Below are 15,241 nucleotides of genomic sequence, written 5' to 3'. Positions count from 1 at the left end.
AATTAGGAGTTTACCACGGGACGCTCCGCTTGTCAAGCAAACCCACGCAAGTTTACTGGACTTTCTTGCAGCGCCGCAGAAAAGCCGGGAGGGCGCGGCCCTTGGACCGTGCCCTCCCGGCAAGATGGCGGGTTTTCGCAAGACGGCACAGAGCGGAGGCGCCGTCTTATAAAATGATGCAGATCAGCCCGCCGCTGCCCTCATTGATGATGCGGGTCAGCGTCTCCTGGAGCTTCTTCCGGGCGTCCTCCGGCATCCGCTTCAGTTTGGTCTGGAGGTCTTCGTTCACCAGTTCGTGGAAGCTGCGGCCGAAGATGTTGGACTGCCAGATCTTGCTGGTGTCCCCCTCAAACTCCTGGAGGAGGTAGTTCACCATGTCCTCGGACTGCTTCTCGTTGCCCACGATGGGGCTGACGGCGGTCTCGATGTCCGCCCGGATCATGTGGATACTGGGGGCGCTGGCCTTCAGCCGCACGCCGTACCGTCCCCCCTGCTTCATGATCTCCGGCTCCTCCAGCTTCAGCTCGTCGATACCGGGCACCACGATGCCGTACCCCGTCTCCCGGACGTCCCGCAGGGCGCCGGCCACCTTGTCGTACTCGCTCTTCACCGCCGCCAGGCGGGTCAGCAGGCTCATCAGGTCCCCGTCGTCCGCCACGGAGAAGCCGGACTGCTCCGAGAGGGTGCGGTAGAACAGCTCCCGGGGCAGGTGCAGCGCCGCGGCGGCCACGCCGGTGCCCAGGTCGATGGCGGTGATTTTGGCTTCGCTGATGTCCTCGCAGGCCCCCAGGGCGGCGATGACGCCCTCCACCTCCCGGATGTGGCGGAGCTGGGAGGTGCCCTGGCGCACCGCGTCGTACAATCCCGCCTTGATGGGGTGGTTGGCGGGCAGGGCGTCCACCCAGGGGGGCAGGAACAGGTCCAACTCCTGCATGGGGAACTCGTAGAGCACCGCCTTCAAAATGGCCGCCACGGCCTCCTCGTCCAGCTCCAGGCAGTTCACCGGCACGCAGTTCACCTCGTACCGGGAGGAGATATCCCGGGCGATGGCGGCGGCCCGTTCGCTGCCGGGGTCGGAGGAGTTCAGCAGCACGATGAAGGGCTTCCCCAGCTCCTGGAGCTCCCGGATCACCCGCTCCTCCGCCTCCAGATAGTCCTCCCGGGGGATGTCGGCGATGGTGCCGTCGGTGGTGATGACCACGCCGATGGTGGAGTGCTCCGCGATGACCTTCCGGGTGCCGATCTCCGCCGCCTCCGTCATGGGGATTTCGTGGTCGTACCAGGGGGTGGTGACCATCCGGGGGGCGTCGTCCTCGTACTGGCCGATGGCGCCACGGACCATGTAGCCCACGCAGTCGATGAGCCGTACGGAGAAGGCCGCGCCGCCCTCCAGCTGGATCTGGGCCGCCTCCTCCGGCACGAATTTGGGCTCCGCCGTCATGATGGTCCGGCCGGACCCGCTCTGGGGCAGTTCGTCTCTGGCCCGCTCCTTGCGGTAGACGTTCTCGATGTTGGGGATCACCTGGGTCTCCATAAACCGCTTGATAAAGGTGGATTTGCCGGTGCGGACCGGCCCCACCACGCCAATGTAGATATCCCCCGCGGTGCGGGTGGCGATATTCTGATAGATCGTGGTATTCATAGCATCCCGTCCTTTTTCCGCTCCATAGTCTTGTTCCACTCTATGTCCGCCGGGGCCAAAGTATGACGGCCCGTCTGTTTTTGTGGAAGATGCATAAAAACGGCCCGCGGTTTTTTCACCTCTTAGGTGGAATCCTGTATTTACACCTTTGATTTAGCATGGTAAACTACTAATGAATTAAATGAGCGGAACGCCGCTCCGATTTGGAGGATGAGACGATGAAACAGATGAAAAAGGTATGGGCCCTGCTGCTGGCCCTGGCCATGACGGCCTCCCTGGCCGCCTGCGGCGCCAAGGAGGAGACCCCCGCCGCCCCGCAGACCGGGGACGACAGCCAGACGGAGCAGAGCGACCTTGCCTACATCCAGGAAAAAGGCACGCTGGTGGTGGGCATCACCGAGTTTGAGCCCATGGACTATCAGGACGAGAGCGGCAACTGGATCGGCTTTGACGCCGACATGGCCAAGGCCTTTGCCGAGAGCCTGGGCGTGAAGGCGGAATTCCAGATCATCGACTGGGACAACAAGGTGTTCGAGCTGGACGGCAAGACCATCGACGTGGTGTGGAACGGCATGACCCTCACCGACGAGGTGACCTCCGCCATGGAGTGCTCCAACGCCTATTGCAACAACGCCCAAGTGGTGATCGTCCCCGCCGCCGTGGCTGACCAGTATCAGGACGTGGACAGCGTGAAGGACCTGGCCTTCGCCGTGGAGTCCGGCTCCGCCGGCAAGGCGGAGGTGGAGGCCCTGGGCGCCTCCTTCACCGAGGTGGCCGACCAGGCCACCGCCCTGCTGGAGGTCTCCTCCGGCACCGCCGGCGCCGCCGTGATCGACTCCCTGATGGCCGCCGCCATGGTGGGCGAGGGCACCAGCTACGCCGACCTCACCTACACCGTGGGGCTGAACAGCGAGGAGTACGGCGTGGGCTTCCGGAAGGGCTCCGACCTGGCCGCCGCGCTGAACGACTTCTTCCGCTCCAGCTATGCCGACGGCACCATGCTGGAGATTGCCGAGACTTACGGCGTACAGGCCGCCGTCATTGAGCAGTGAGCCTCCCCCTGGAGGCGTCACCAGAAAGCAGAGGGCTGCGGCCCTCTGCTTTCAGCCGGTTTATCAAAGAAAGATAGGTGGAATCACGGCCATGTTTCTGACTGTTCTCGGCGCTTTGAACGTGGGCTTCCTGCAGACGCTGAAGCTGTTTGCGGTGACGCTCATCGGCGCGGTCCCCCTGGGACTGCTGGTTGCCTTCGGCTCCATGAGCCGCTTCTCGCCCCTGCGCTACCTGACCAAGCTGGTGGTCTGGGTCATCCGCGGCACACCGCTGATGCTTCAGCTCATCATCATCTACTACATACCCGGCCGGGTCATGGGAGCCAGTCCCTGGGGCAGCGGCGAGGGCGGCCGGTTTTTGGCCTCCGCCATCGCCTTCATCATCAACTACTCCTGCTACTTCTCCGAGATCTACCGGGGCGGCATCCAGGGCGTGCCCGTGGGCCAGCAGGAGGCGGGCCAGGTACTGGGCATGACCAAGGACCAGATCTTCTTCAAGATCACGCTGTTACAGATGGTCAAGCGCATCGTGCCCCCCATGTCCAATGAGATCATTACCCTGGTGAAGGACACCTCCATCGCCCGCATCATCTCCATGCAGGAGCTGATCTGGGCGGGCTACGCCTTCCTGAAGGGGTCCCACGGCTACTCCGGGCTGATCTGGCCCCTGTTCTTCACCGGCGTTTACTACCTGCTGTTCAACGGCGTCCTCACCCTGTTCTTCGGCTGGGTGGAGCGCAAGCTGGACTTTTTCCGATAAAGGAGGCGCGGACATGTCCATTCTGGAAGTCAATCACATCGAAAAGCGATTCGGCGCCACCCAGGTCCTCACCGACATCAGCTTCTCCCTGGAGGAGGGACAGGCCCTGTCCATCATCGGCTCCTCCGGCAGCGGGAAGACCACGCTCCTGCGGTGCCTGAACTTTTTGGAAAAGCCCGACAGCGGCGTGATCTCCGTCCGGGGCGAGACGCTGTTTGACGCGGCGGAGCCCAAGACCCAGCTGGAGAATGAAATCCGCAAAAAGCGGCTTCACTTCGGCTTGGTGTTCCAAAACTTCAACCTCTTCCCCCAGTACACCGCCCTGCAAAACGTCACTCTGGCCCGGGAGCTCCAGGCCAAGGAGCGGGGCGGCGAGAGCCGGGCGGACATCGCCGCCGCCGGAAGGGAACTGCTGGCCCAGATGGGCCTGGCGGACCGGGCGGACCACTACCCCCATCAGCTCTCCGGCGGCCAGCAGCAGCGGGTGGCCATCGCCCGGGCCCTGGCCCTGCACCCGGACATCCTCTGCTTTGACGAGCCCACCTCCGCCCTGGACCCGGAGCTCACCGGGGAGGTGCTGCGGGTGATCCGCAACCTGGCGGAGCAAAAAACCACCATGATCATCGTCACCCATGAGATGGCCTTCGCCCGGGATGTGGCGGACCAGCTGATCTTCATGGACGGCGGCCTCATCGTGGAACAGGGCGACCCCCGCCAGGTCATCGACCACCCCCGGGAGGAGCGGACCCGGCAGTTCCTCTCCCGCTACGCGGAGAACTGAGGCGGCGCCTGCACATAAAGAGCATTTCCATCCAGGGAACGCCGCAGAGGTTTCTTCTGCGGCGTTCCCTTTTCCGGTTGCCGCGGGGCAGGGAATGTGATATCCTATCAATAGATGAAGATTTTTCACCGAATTACAGGTTACAGAGGGAACGACGTATGAAAAAACATCGCGGGTGGTTACTCCTTGCGTTTGTCGCCGCGTTCTGCGCGGGGGCGGTTTGGCTGACATGGCAGGTCACAGCGGAATATCCTTCCCTGGGGGAACCCGTCTCTTACGCAGTGAATCAGGTAGAGGGGTTCGATTTGACGATTGAGGAACCGACCTGGTCGCCTTTCAAGGGGTACACCGTTCGGTGGTGCGTTGAAATGGATTCGGGGGAGGTCTATCGCTTTGCAAAAGAGGCGGACGCCCCCGAGCCGGTCTATCTCGAACGCTGCGTAGATGGCCAGTGGTTTCGCCTGGGATATTCGCAAGACGCCTTTTCCTTCAACACCATTTCCTTTGCCTTGGGCGGAGAGGAAAGCCACCGCTTCGAGGGCAGTCTTGTCCAGAAGTATCAGGCGTATGGGACGCGCTTGGAATCCGGGCAATACCGGGTCGTATTGGAACTGAACGCAGCGGATGGAACCCCTTGCTACCTGGCGGCGGAGTTTCCGATTGCGTAAATCACCCGTCCGAAAGCGCCCGGTCCGGCTGTCCCGGGAAGCGGCCCACATCCCGCCGGAGACGGCGGCACCTTGTTCCGGGCCGGCACAGGCATGGCAAAGAGGCTCCATCCGGTTGTGGATGGAGCCTCTTTTGCGGCTCTGAACGGCACAGCCGCCCGTCTCTTTCTCTACGCCCGTTTCCGGGGGATCAGCAGCAGCTTTTCCCGGGGAATGTCGCCCTCCCCCTCCAGCTGGTTGGCGGCCAGGATGGAGCCGATGGTGGTGTTGTAGGTCTTGGCCAGGTCCCAGGCGGTCTCCTGCTTTCCCAGGCACCGCAGCACCAGGGAGGGCGTCCCCGTCAGGTCTTTGGGGGCCTCCGTATCCAGCCGGGCGGCGGAGATGCACACCTTCTTCACCCGGGAGGCCGCCTCCACCCGGAAGTCCACCGGGAAGCGCACTTCGATGCCCCGGTCCCCCAGGCTGGCCTGGACCTCCTCGGTGCAGGCGGCGCGGGCGGTGACCCGGCACCCCTCCGGCAGCTCCAACTGGCAGCCGGCTTCAATGCACCGCTCCGCCACCAGGGGCACGCCCCCCTCGTCCAGATACAACGCCCGGACGGTGACGCCGGTGCGGAGGGTCACGCTGTCCCCCTCCCTGCTCACCTGGACGCCGCCGCAGGACGCCTCCACCGTCAAAATGGAGTCCGCCACCACGCCGATCTCCAGCACCTCCCGGAGGGTCTGCCGCCGGGTCAGCTTCTCCCGGAAGCTGGTGAGGCTCACCGGCTGGGCGTCGTAGGTCATGTCGTAGGCCGTGGAGTAGAGGTCGCTCAAAAGGGTCAGCTCCTGCTCCTCCCGCAGCAGCGCCGTGGCGTGGAAGTACAGCGTCACCGCGATCTGCCGCCCCTCGGCGTCGTCGCCGTCGATTTGGAGGTCCGTTCCCGTCAGTTGCAGCTCCAAGTCCGCGGCGGCGTTCTCCGGCGCCCCCTCCACCTCCATGATCTGGGAGAAGGGCAGCTCCGCCGAGGCGGCGCAGCACTGCCCCTGGTGGGTGCGGTAGAGGAGGGTGACGGCGAACAGCCCCTTGAAGATCAGCTTGCTGCCCACGATCTTGGTCTCCGTCACCGTGCCGCAGACCCGGCTGCTCAGCAGCTCCGCCGCCCCCTCCCGGCCCGGGGAGAGATTCATCTCCTCGGAGAAGGTGAAGTCCTTCTCCGCGATATGGGTGAGTAAAATGGCATGCTGCTGCTCCTGGCGCTTCTCCACGCACAGAGCGGGCTCCGCCTCCGTGTCGGCGCAGAAGGCCATGGCGCAGCGCTGGTAGCCTGTGACAGTAGTGACCAGCTTGCAGTGAGTGAAGACCTTTCTGGGGTTGAGCATCCGGGTCTCCAGAAACTCCGTCTCCGTCTCTGCGGACAGGTACTGGCACCCCGGCAGGGCGCGGCTGTCGCTCTCCACGGTGAAGGGGACGGCGAATTCCAGGGTGCGGATGCCCCCCTCCCCGTCCGGGGTGTACAGCACCGTCACCCGCACCGTCCCGGAGATCTCCGCCTTCCCGTCCCGCAGCTCCCGGCTGTGGAGGAAGACCTTCCCCTCCGTCTCGATGATCCGCGCGATATCGGGGCAGTAGTCCGGCACGATGGTCTCCGCCGTCTCCTCCTGGGTCAAAGTCAGCTCACCGCCTGTCTCATAGGCGTCCAGGCTTGTTTTTTTCAATTCCAGTTCCATCACGAGGCCCTTCCTTTCCCGGCTGTATCGTCCATGCCATACTCTATGCCGGCGTCCGGGCCGTTATGACCGGGTTTCGGGTCAGACGGCGGGTTTGATGCCAAACAGCCGCCGCAAAATACCCCGCAGAGCCTTCGGTGATTTCCAGACCACGATGTTCATAAGAAATACTCCTTTCTAACGCCTACAGCAGGCGCAGCCGCACCCGATCAGCAAAAACGCCACCAGAAACAGCAGAGCGCCCACCGGAAAGATCGCCGCGATCAAGATGCCCGATCCCAGCGCCACGCCGCAGACACCCAGAATCCAGCAGCCTCCTCCGCCTCGAAACATGGGCCAACGCCTCCTTTCCTCTGCCTCAGTATATACGCCGCCGCCTGTCCCGGGTGCCAAAAAAAAGACCGCCGGGCGCAATGCGTCCGGCGGCGGTCTCATTTCTTGCCCTCCTGCCAGTCCCTGAGGGGCTTTAGCTCCTCGTGGAGCCGCAGGTAGCTCTCGTGGCGGCTCTTCTGGATGTCCCCCCGGCGGAGGGCCTCCAGCACGGCGCAGCCCTTCTCCCGGGTGTGGCTGCACCCCACGAAGCGGCAGTCCCCCAGGTAGGGGGCGAACTCCCGAAAGGTCTCCGGCAGGCGGTGCTTCAGCTCCAGATTCAGCTCCTCCGTCTCGAAGGAGGAAAAGCCCGGGGAGTCCATCACCTCCGCCCCGCAGGAGAGGCGGTAGAGCTCCACGTGGCGGGTGGTGTGCCGCCCCCGGCCCAGGGCGTCGCTGACCGTCCCCACCTGTAGGTGGAAGTCCGGGTCCAGGGCATTCAAAATGCTGGATTTCCCCACGCCCGAATTCCCTGTAAAGGCGGATAGCTTTCCAGAGATCAGGGGGATCAGGGCCTCCATTCCCTCCCCGGTCTCCGCGCTGATGCGGAGGGTGGGGAAGCCGGCGGCGCGGTAGATTGTATAGAGATCATCGGCGCTGTCCAGATCGCACTTGTTCAGCAGCACCACCACCTCGCACCCCTTCAGGGCCGCGATGGCCGCCACCCGGTCGATGAGGAAGGGGTCCGTCCGGGGCACGGCGGCGGAGGCGATGACCACCAATTGGTCGATGTTGGCCACGGCGGGCCGGAGGAAGGCGTTGCGCCGGGGGAGAATCCGCTCCACGAAGCCCTCTCCGTTCCCCAGCTCCCGGACCTCTACCCGGTCCCCCACCAGGGGGGAGATCCCCTCCTTCCGGAACCGGCCTCTGGCCCGGCAGGTGAGGACCTCCTCCCCGGTATTCACATAGTAAAAGCCGCTGAGGGCCTTTTGAATCCGTCCTTCCGCCATGGCTCCTCCCCTATTCAAACAGCGTCTCGCCGCCCTGGCCCTGGTCCAGCGCCCCGTCGAAGTACACCCGGATGTTCTTGGTGCCGCTTCCGGTGAGGGATACCCGCACCTGCCCGTCGGCGCTGCGCACCGTCTCGTCGTACTGGGGCTCCGTCTCGTTGCCCACGTACACCTGCACGTGGATGGTCTCCCGCCCGTCCTGGGGCAGGTCGAAGTACTGGACGATGTTCACGCTGGCCAGGCCGGAGCTGACCTGGAACTTGATGGTGTCGCCCTCCTGGTACATTTCGTTGACCGGAATACTCTGCCAGATGATCTGGCCGCCGGGCTTATCGCTGTCCGCCATGGTGACGTCGGTGGCGGCGTCGCATTTCAAGCCGATGCCCGCCAACTGGGAGAGGGCGGTCTCCAAGGTCATGCCCACAAACTGAGGCGCCGGGTACTCTTTGATCTCCGGCCCCTTACTCACCACCATGCGGATGGTGTCCCCCTTTTTCAGCGGCTCTCCCGCGGCGGGAGAGGTGGAGATGATGAAATTCGCAGTCACCTCGTCGCTGTAGACGTACTCCTCCTCCGTCGGCCTCTCGATACTCAGGTCATACTGCTCTTTGAGGGTACGAAGCGCCACTTCGGCCTGGGCCACCGTCTGATTGGTGACGTCGATCATCTCGCCCACGTCCTCTCCGGCGCTGATCCACACCTGGATCACGGTGTTCTCGCCCTTGCGGTACTCCCCGGCAGCAGGCTCCTGCCGGGCGATGGTGTTCTCCGGGTGGTCGCTGAACACAGTGCCCATCTCTTTGATCTCAAAGATGCCGGAGACCTCCGGCATGGCCAGGGCCTCCTCCACGGTCTTGTCCAGCACGCTGGGCACCACGTACTGCTCCTGCACGGGGCTGCCGAAGGAGCCCAGGATGCTGCGGAACAGTACCGCCACCAGCGCCAGCGCCAGCACCACCGCGGCGCCGATCAGCACGGTTCTGCCCCGGCCGCCCGGGCGGGCGGGCTCGTCATAACCGTCGTAGTCCCGCCGGTGCTCCCGGGGCGGGGCGGGCCGAGAGCCGCCCTGGCCGCCGGTGTGGGCCGCCGCGGTCCGCAGCAGCTGGGTGGGCTCGTCGGTCTCCTCCGGCCGCAGGTCGGAGAGCTCGAACTCCAGGTTCACGCCGGGGTTTTTCCGGAAGGCCTCCAGGTCGGCGATCATGGCGTCGGCGGAGGGATACCGCCGCTCCAGGTCCGGCGCCATAGCCTTCATGCAGATCAGCTCCAGCTGCTCCGGAATCTCCGAATTGATCTCCCGGGGCGCCAGAGGGATGGAGCTCAGGTGCTGGATGGCCACGGACACGGCGGAGTCCCCCTCGAAGGGCAGCCGCCCCGCCAGCATCTCGTAGAGCACCACGCCGGCGGAGTAGATGTCGCTGCGGGCGTCGGTGCGGTCCCCCCGGGCCTGCTCCGGCGAGATATAGTGGACGGAGCCCAGGGCCTCCTGGGTCAGGGTCTGGGAGGCGTTTTCCAGGCAGGCGATGCCGAAGTCGGCCACCTTCACGCTGCCGTCCCGCAGCACCATGATGTTCTGGGGCTTGATGTCCCGGTGGACGATGCCCCGGCTGTGGGCGTGGGACAGCCCCCGCATGATCTGGGTGATGAAGTGCAGGGACTCCCGCCAGTTCAGCTGGCCCCGCTTCTCCATGTACTGCTTCAGGGTGATGCCGTCGATCAGCTCCATGACGATATACTCCGTGTCGCCGCCCCGGGACACGTCGTACACCGACACGATGTTGGGGTGGGAGAGCTGGGCGACGGCCTGGGACTCCGCGTTGAAGCGGCGGCGGAAGTCCTCGTCCTGTGCCAAATCCGCCTTCAGGATTTTCACCGCCACCAGGCGGTTGAGACGATGGCACTTCGCCTTGTAGACCACCGCCATGCCGCCGGTGCCGATGCGCTCCAGAATCTCATAGCGGTTGTCCAGCATTTTTCCGATATAGTTGTCCATCCGTCTCCCCCCTTTACAGCTTCTTCAGCAGGACCGCCGTCACGTTGTCCGGTGCCCCGCGGCTTTTGGAAATGGCCAGCAGGCGGTTCAGGCAGGTCTCCGCCCCCTCGCCGTGGATGACTTCAAAGAGCATTTCCTGGTCCGTCACGGTGTCGATGAGGCCGTCCGTGCACAGCAGCAAAAACTCCCCCGCCGCCAGGTGGCACAAATAGCCGTCGCATTCCACCGCCTCGTCGGGGCCCAGGGCCCGGGTGATGAGGTTGCGGTTGGGGTGGCGGCGGGCCTCCTCGGCGGTGATGTCCCCCCGGTCCACCATACTCTCCACCAGGGAGTGGTCCTTGGTAATGCGGGTGATGCCCGCCTCCGTGATGTGATAGGCCCGGCTGTCTCCCACGTTGAGGACGGCGGCGCCGTCGCCGTAGGTGACGGCAGAGACCAGGGTGGTTCCCATGTTGGCATAGGCCTCCGACTCCATGGCAGCCTCCCGGATGGCGCTGTTGGCCAAGGATGCAGCGTAGGAGGAGGCCTGGCGGAGCTGCTCCGGGCTCATGTCCGGCGTCAGCACCTTTTCCATCTCCGAGAGGAAGGTATCCACCGCGATGCGGCTGGCCATCTTCCCCCCGGCGGGGCCGCCCATGCCGTCGCACACCACGCAGATGGTGTGCCCGGAGGCGGTGTGCTCCCGGACGGCGTAGGCGTCCTGATTCTCCTTCCGGCAAAGACCCACGTCGGTCATGCCCCATACTTGTATCATTGGGAATCCTCCCCTTTCTGTGCCTCTTCCATGGCCTTGCGCCGCAGCTGTCCGCAGGAGGCGTCGATGTCGCCGCCCAGGCTCCGGCGGACGGTAGCGGTGACGCCTCGGGACTCCAGCCGCCGCTGGAACGCCGCCACCCGGCGGGAGGGCTTGAAGGGGCTCTCCACCACGTCGTTCAGCGGAATCAAATTCACATGGCCCGGCATCCCCCGGAGCTTTGAAGCGATCAGGTCCGCCTGGGCGTCGCTGTCGTTCACGCCGTCGATCATGGCGTATTCAAAGGAGATGCGCCTTCCGGTTTTGCGGAAATAGTCGTGGCAGGCGGCGAACAGCGCCTCCACGTCGTAGGCCCGGTTCACCGGCATGAGCCGGGAGCGGGTCTCGCTGTCCGGCGCGTGGAGGGACACGGACAGCGTCAGCTGCAAGCCCAGCTCCGCCAGGCGGCGGATGCCGGGGACCAGCCCGCAGGTGGACAGGGAGATGTGGCGCATCCCGATGTGCATCCCGTCCGGGTGGTTCACCAGCTCCAAAAACCGCAGCACGTTGTCCAGATTGTCCAGCGGCTCACCGATGCCCATCAGCACGATGTTGGAGACCTCCAGCCCGGCGTCCAGCTGGGTGAACAGCACCTGATCCAGCATTTCAGCAGGTGTCAAGTCCCGCACCTTGCCAGCCACGGTGGAGGCGCAGAAGGCGCAGCCCATCCGGCAGCCCACCTGAGAGGAGATGCACACCGTGTTGCCGTGGTGGTAGCGCATCAGCACGGACTCGATGCAGTTGCCGTCCGCCAGCTCCCAGAGGTATTTGATGGTGCCGTCCTGACGGGAGACCTGCTTCCGGGCCACGGTGGGCACCGTCAGGACGCAGGTTGCGCGCAGCTTCTCCCGCAGGGGCTTGGAGAGGTTGCTCATCTCGTCGAAGCTCCGGGCCCCCTTGTGCAGCCAGGTGAACACCTGTTTGCCCCGGAAGGCCGGCTCCCCCAAATCCCCCATCCAGTCCGTCAGCTCCGAAAGGGTCATGGATTTCAAATCATACATACGGGTCCTCTCATGGATGCCGCACCATGCGGCAGATGTAAAAACCGTCGGTGGCGTGGCGCTGGGGCCACAGCGTCACCGCGCCGTCCGTCTTCCCCACCGGCTCCGGCAGGGTGAAGGGGTCCTTGGAAAAATCCGGGTGCTCCGCCAGAAAGGCCGCCGTCACCTGCTCGTTCTCCTCCGGCAGGATGGTGCAGGTGGAGTACACCAGCACGCCGCCGGGCCGCACGCAGGTGGCGGCGCTGTCCAGAATGGCCGTCTGCACCACCGGCAGCGCCAGCAGGTCGTCGGGCCGCTTGTAGCGGGCGTCCGGCTTCTTGCGGATGATGCCCAGCCCCGAGCAGGGGGCGTCCACCAGCACGGTGTCGAAGGCCTCCCGCCAGGCGGGGCGGGCCTCCCGGCCGTCCGCCGCCTCCGTTTGGACGGAGGTGAGGCCCAGCCGAGCCGCCCCCTCCCGGATACGCACCAGCTTGTTCTCGTGGAGGTCGCAGGCCAGCACCTCTCCCCGGTCCTCCACGGCGAAGGCGGCGGAGAAGGACTTGCCCCCCGGGGCAGCGCACACGTCCAGCACCCGCTGGCCCGGGCGGATGCCGGCGGCCAGGGACACCAGCCGGGCGGCGGGGTCCTGCACCAGGAACAGCCCCTCCCGGAAGGCGGGCAGCGCCGCCAGGTCCCCCGTGCCGGACAGCTCCAGGCACCCGGGCACCCAAGCGTGCGCCCGGACGCTCACGCCCTCCTCCGCCAGCCGGGCGGCCAGGGCCTCCGGCGTGGTTTTCAGAGGGTTCGCCTGGACCGTCAGGGGGGCCACCCCGTTGTCCAGAGCCAGGAAGGCCTCCGCCTCCTTCCGGCCCAGCAGGGCCAGCAGCCGCTTCACCAGCCACTTGGGATGGCTGTAGCGGATGGAGAGCGCCTTCTCCGCGTCCCCTTCCGGGACGGGGGGCAGCGTCTGCTTGTTCCGGGAGAGCTTGCGGAGCACGGCGTTGACCAGTCCCGCGGCCTGCCCCCGTTTGCACTGCTTGGCTAGCTCCACGGACTCGTTCACCGCGGCGCTGTCCGGCACCTTGTCCAAAAACAGAATCTGATAGGCTCCCAGGCGCAGAATGTCCAGCAGCGGCGGCTGCAAATGGTCCGGCCGCTGGGAGCAGTAGGCGCCGATGTAGTGGTCCAGCAGCATCCGGTTTTGCAGGACGCCGTAGACCATGCGGCTGCACAGCGCCGCGTCGGCGCCGGAGAGGCCGTCCCGGCCCAGCTGGGCCTTCAGGGCGGCATCCGCCCAGGCCCCGTGGGTCCGGCAGCTCACCAGCACCCGCAGGGCGGTCATCCGGGCAGGACTGCTCATTCCCGGCCACCTCCCCGGCGGCCGTTGCGGCCCAGGAAGATCAGCACGAAGCGCAGCAGCTGGAGGGCGGACATCAGCAGCGCCGCCACGTAGGTCATGGCCGCCGCCCGCAGCACCTTCCTGGCCCCGACGGTCTCCTCCTCGTCCAGCAGCCCTCCGCCCTGAATGGTCTCAATGGCCCGGGCCGAGGCGTTGAACTCCACCGGCAGCGTCACCAGCTGGAAGACCGTGGTGAGGGAGAACAGCACAATGCCCACCAGAAACAGCATCTGGCTGTAGAGCAGCATCCCGGCCAGCAGCAGGATAAAGGAGAACTTGGACCCGATCTGGGTGGCGGGGATGATGGCGCTGCGCAGGCGGACGGGGCCGTAGTTCTCGGCGTACTGCACGGCGTGGCCCGCCTCGTGGGCCGCCACGCCCACCGCCGCAATGGTGGGGGCGCCGTACACGTCCTCCGAGAGATAGATGGTGTTGTCCCGGGGGTCGTAGTGGTCCGACAGGTGCCCCCGGCAGGGGCGGATGGGCACATCGTACACCCCGTGGGCCCGCAGCACCGCCTCCGCCGCCTGGGCGCCGGTGAGGCGGCGGCGGTTCGTCACGCCGCTGTAGCGCCGGAAGTTGCCGCTGACCTGGGCCTGGGCCCAGAGGGAGAGCAGCAGCACCGGAATCAGCAGCAGCACGTAGAGATTGTTGGCCAGAAAGTCGCCGTAGCCATAGGCATAATAAGGCATGTGATCTCCTCGATTCAAACTGGAATGGGGTGGCCCAGCAGATAGGCGGCGGCGCTCATCCGCCGGCCCCCCTGGGCCTGGAGCTCCAGCACCCGCAGCACCTTGCCGTCGCCGCAGGCGATGTCGATTCCCGGCTTCCCCGCCGCCAGGATGGTCCCGGGCCGGGCGGCGGTGTCCGCTCCCGTCTCCCGGACGGCGTAGAGCTTGACGGTCTCGCCGCCGATGACGCCGGTGGTGGCGCAGGGCCAGGGGATCAGCCCCCGGACCTGGCAGGCCACGGCGTGGGCGCTCCGCGTCCAGTCCACGGGGGACATCTCCCGGGAGAGCATGGAGGCGTAGGTCGCCTGGGCCCCGTCCTGGGGGGTCCGGGCGGCGGTGCCCGCCGCCAGCGATGCCACCGTCTCCGACAGGGCCTCCGCCCCCAGGGCCGCCAGGCGCTCCGTCAGGGACTGGGCGTCCTCCTCCGGCCCGATGGGGGTGGTCTTCTGCAAAATCACGTCGCCGGCGTCCAGCTCCTTCGCCATATACATGATGGAGACGCCGGTCTCCGCCTCCCCCTCCAGGACGGCCCAGTTGATGGGGGCGGCCCCCCGGTACTTGGGCAGCAGCGAGGAGTGGACGTTAATGGAGCCGTAGGGCGGGGCGCTCAAAATGTCCTCCGGCAGAATCCGGCCGTAGGCCGCCACCACGATCAGCTCCGGCGCCAGCGTCTCCACGATGCCCAGGGCCTCCCCGTCCCGCACCTTCAGGGGTTGGTAAACCGGGATATTTTGTGACAACGCATATTCCTTTACAGGGGAGAAAGCAAGCTTGTGTCCCCGGTTTTTGGGCTTGTCCGGCTGGGTGAAGACGCCGCAGAGGGTGTGGCCGTCCTCCACCAGGCGGCGCAGGGACGCCACGGCGAAGTCCGGGGTCCCCATAAACAGGATGCGCATGGGCTTACTCCCCTTCCCCCTCTTCCTGCTCCAGGTACTCCCGCAGCTCCTCCTCGGAGAGGAAGTGGTCGATATGTTCCGTGTACAGGTGGCCGTCCAGATGTTCGATCTCGTGGCAGAAGGCCCGGGCCGTCAGGTCCTCCCCCTCCGCCTCAAACCAGTCGCCGTTGCGGTCCTGAGCCCGGACCCGGACATGGCTGGGCCGGGTGACGATGCCCCACTTGCCGGGGACGCTGAGGCAGCCCTCCAGCCCGGTCTGCTCGCCGCTCTGCTCCACGATCTTCGGGTTCACCAGCTCTATATAGGTTCCGGCGTCCTCGTCCAGCACCAGGCACACCCGGCGCAGCACCCCCACCTGGGGGGCCGCCAGACCGGCACCGTTGGCCTCCGAAAGCGTCTCCTGCATGTCGTCCAGCAGCTCATGGAGCCGCTTGTTAAAGTCCGTCACCGGGCGGCAGACCTTTGTCAGGCACTCGTCTCCCTGTTCCACGATTTTGCGCAATGCCATTGTTTGACCTCCT

15 protein-coding genes are annotated in these 15,241 nt (G+C 65.6%); 4 read left to right on the top strand and 11 right to left on the bottom strand.

Features of this window, described 5'->3' with window-relative positions; all coding sequences use genetic code 11:
* Positions 1-166: 166 nt before the first annotated feature.
* On the bottom strand, positions 167-1,642 hold the full coding sequence (spoIVA, locus tag QZS21_RS00460; RefSeq protein WP_295578907.1) for a stage IV sporulation protein A: 1,476 nt from the start codon (positions 1,640-1,642) through the stop codon (positions 167-169).
* A 218-nt stretch (positions 1,643-1,860) separates the two neighbouring features.
* Here spoIVA and QZS21_RS00455 point away from each other — a divergent pair, with 218 nt between their 5' ends.
* The 4 genes from QZS21_RS00455 to QZS21_RS00440 all read left to right on the top strand — a co-directional run bounded on the left by QZS21_RS00455 (position 1,861) and on the right by QZS21_RS00440 (position 4,903).
* Positions 1,861-2,694 carry a transporter substrate-binding domain-containing protein gene (locus QZS21_RS00455; RefSeq protein ID WP_366557561.1) on the top strand — a complete coding sequence of 278 codons (834 nt, stop codon included), beginning with the start codon at positions 1,861-1,863 and terminating at the stop codon, positions 2,692-2,694.
* Positions 2,695-2,785: 91 nt separating this feature from the next.
* Positions 2,786-3,454: an amino acid ABC transporter permease gene (locus QZS21_RS00450; protein ID WP_295578904.1), complete on the top strand. Its 669-nt coding sequence runs from the start codon at positions 2,786-2,788 to the stop codon at positions 3,452-3,454.
* 13 nt (positions 3,455-3,467) lie between these two features.
* A complete protein-coding gene (locus QZS21_RS00445; protein WP_295578902.1) occupies positions 3,468-4,235 on the top strand; it encodes an amino acid ABC transporter ATP-binding protein in 768 nt (255 codons plus the stop codon).
* Between the two features lie 158 nt (positions 4,236-4,393).
* Positions 4,394-4,903, top strand: coding sequence for a hypothetical protein (locus QZS21_RS00440; protein WP_295578900.1), 510 nt, complete (start codon positions 4,394-4,396; stop codon positions 4,901-4,903).
* 170 nt (positions 4,904-5,073) lie between these two features.
* Here the strand turns inward: QZS21_RS00440 and QZS21_RS00435 are convergent, their stop codons facing one another.
* The 10 genes from QZS21_RS00435 to def all read right to left on the bottom strand — a co-directional run bounded on the left by QZS21_RS00435 (position 5,074) and on the right by def (position 15,228).
* Positions 5,074-6,612: a DUF3794 domain-containing protein gene (locus QZS21_RS00435; RefSeq protein WP_295578897.1), complete on the bottom strand. Its 1,539-nt coding sequence runs from the start codon at positions 6,610-6,612 to the stop codon at positions 5,074-5,076.
* Between the two features lie 177 nt (positions 6,613-6,789).
* Positions 6,790-6,945 (bottom strand): hypothetical protein, encoded by a 156-nt coding sequence (locus QZS21_RS00430; RefSeq protein ID WP_295578895.1) that lies wholly within the window; start codon positions 6,943-6,945, stop codon positions 6,790-6,792.
* Positions 6,946-7,043: 98 nt separating this feature from the next.
* Positions 7,044-7,931 carry a ribosome small subunit-dependent GTPase A gene (rsgA, locus tag QZS21_RS00425; protein WP_295578893.1) on the bottom strand — a complete coding sequence of 296 codons (888 nt, stop codon included), beginning with the start codon at positions 7,929-7,931 and terminating at the stop codon, positions 7,044-7,046.
* 10 nt (positions 7,932-7,941) lie between these two features.
* Positions 7,942-9,921: a Stk1 family PASTA domain-containing Ser/Thr kinase gene (gene pknB / locus QZS21_RS00420; protein ID WP_295578891.1), complete on the bottom strand. Its 1,980-nt coding sequence runs from the start codon at positions 9,919-9,921 to the stop codon at positions 7,942-7,944.
* A gap of 13 nt (positions 9,922-9,934) precedes the next feature.
* Entirely contained in the window at positions 9,935-10,675 is a 741-nt protein-coding gene (locus tag QZS21_RS00415; protein ID WP_295578889.1) for a Stp1/IreP family PP2C-type Ser/Thr phosphatase, read from the bottom strand.
* On the bottom strand, positions 10,672-11,715 hold the full coding sequence (rlmN, locus tag QZS21_RS00410; RefSeq protein ID WP_295578887.1) for a 23S rRNA (adenine(2503)-C(2))-methyltransferase RlmN: 1,044 nt from the start codon (positions 11,713-11,715) through the stop codon (positions 10,672-10,674). Before rlmN ends, QZS21_RS00415 begins: the two co-directional genes overlap by 4 nt.
* Positions 11,716-11,725: 10 nt before the next feature.
* Positions 11,726-13,054: a 16S rRNA (cytosine(967)-C(5))-methyltransferase RsmB gene (rsmB, locus tag QZS21_RS00405; RefSeq protein ID WP_295578885.1), complete on the bottom strand. Its 1,329-nt coding sequence runs from the start codon at positions 13,052-13,054 to the stop codon at positions 11,726-11,728.
* Complete coding sequence (locus tag QZS21_RS00400) at positions 13,051-13,785, bottom strand: zinc metallopeptidase (RefSeq protein WP_295578882.1); 735 nt, start codon at positions 13,783-13,785, stop codon at positions 13,051-13,053. Before QZS21_RS00400 ends, rsmB begins: the two co-directional genes overlap by 4 nt.
* Before the next feature lie 14 nt (positions 13,786-13,799).
* On the bottom strand, positions 13,800-14,720 hold the full coding sequence (fmt, locus tag QZS21_RS00395) for a methionyl-tRNA formyltransferase (RefSeq protein WP_295578880.1): 921 nt from the start codon (positions 14,718-14,720) through the stop codon (positions 13,800-13,802).
* A gap of 4 nt (positions 14,721-14,724) precedes the next feature.
* Positions 14,725-15,228 (bottom strand): peptide deformylase, encoded by a 504-nt coding sequence (gene def, locus QZS21_RS00390; RefSeq protein ID WP_295578878.1) that lies wholly within the window; start codon positions 15,226-15,228, stop codon positions 14,725-14,727.
* Between the last annotated feature and the right edge of the window lie 13 nt (positions 15,229-15,241).

The sequence above is a fragment of the uncultured Oscillibacter sp. genome, assembly GCF_900544955.1.
Taxonomy (GTDB): Bacteria; Bacillota; Clostridia; order Oscillospirales; family Oscillospiraceae; genus Oscillibacter.
This window is presented reverse-complemented; position numbering and strand designations above follow the sequence as displayed.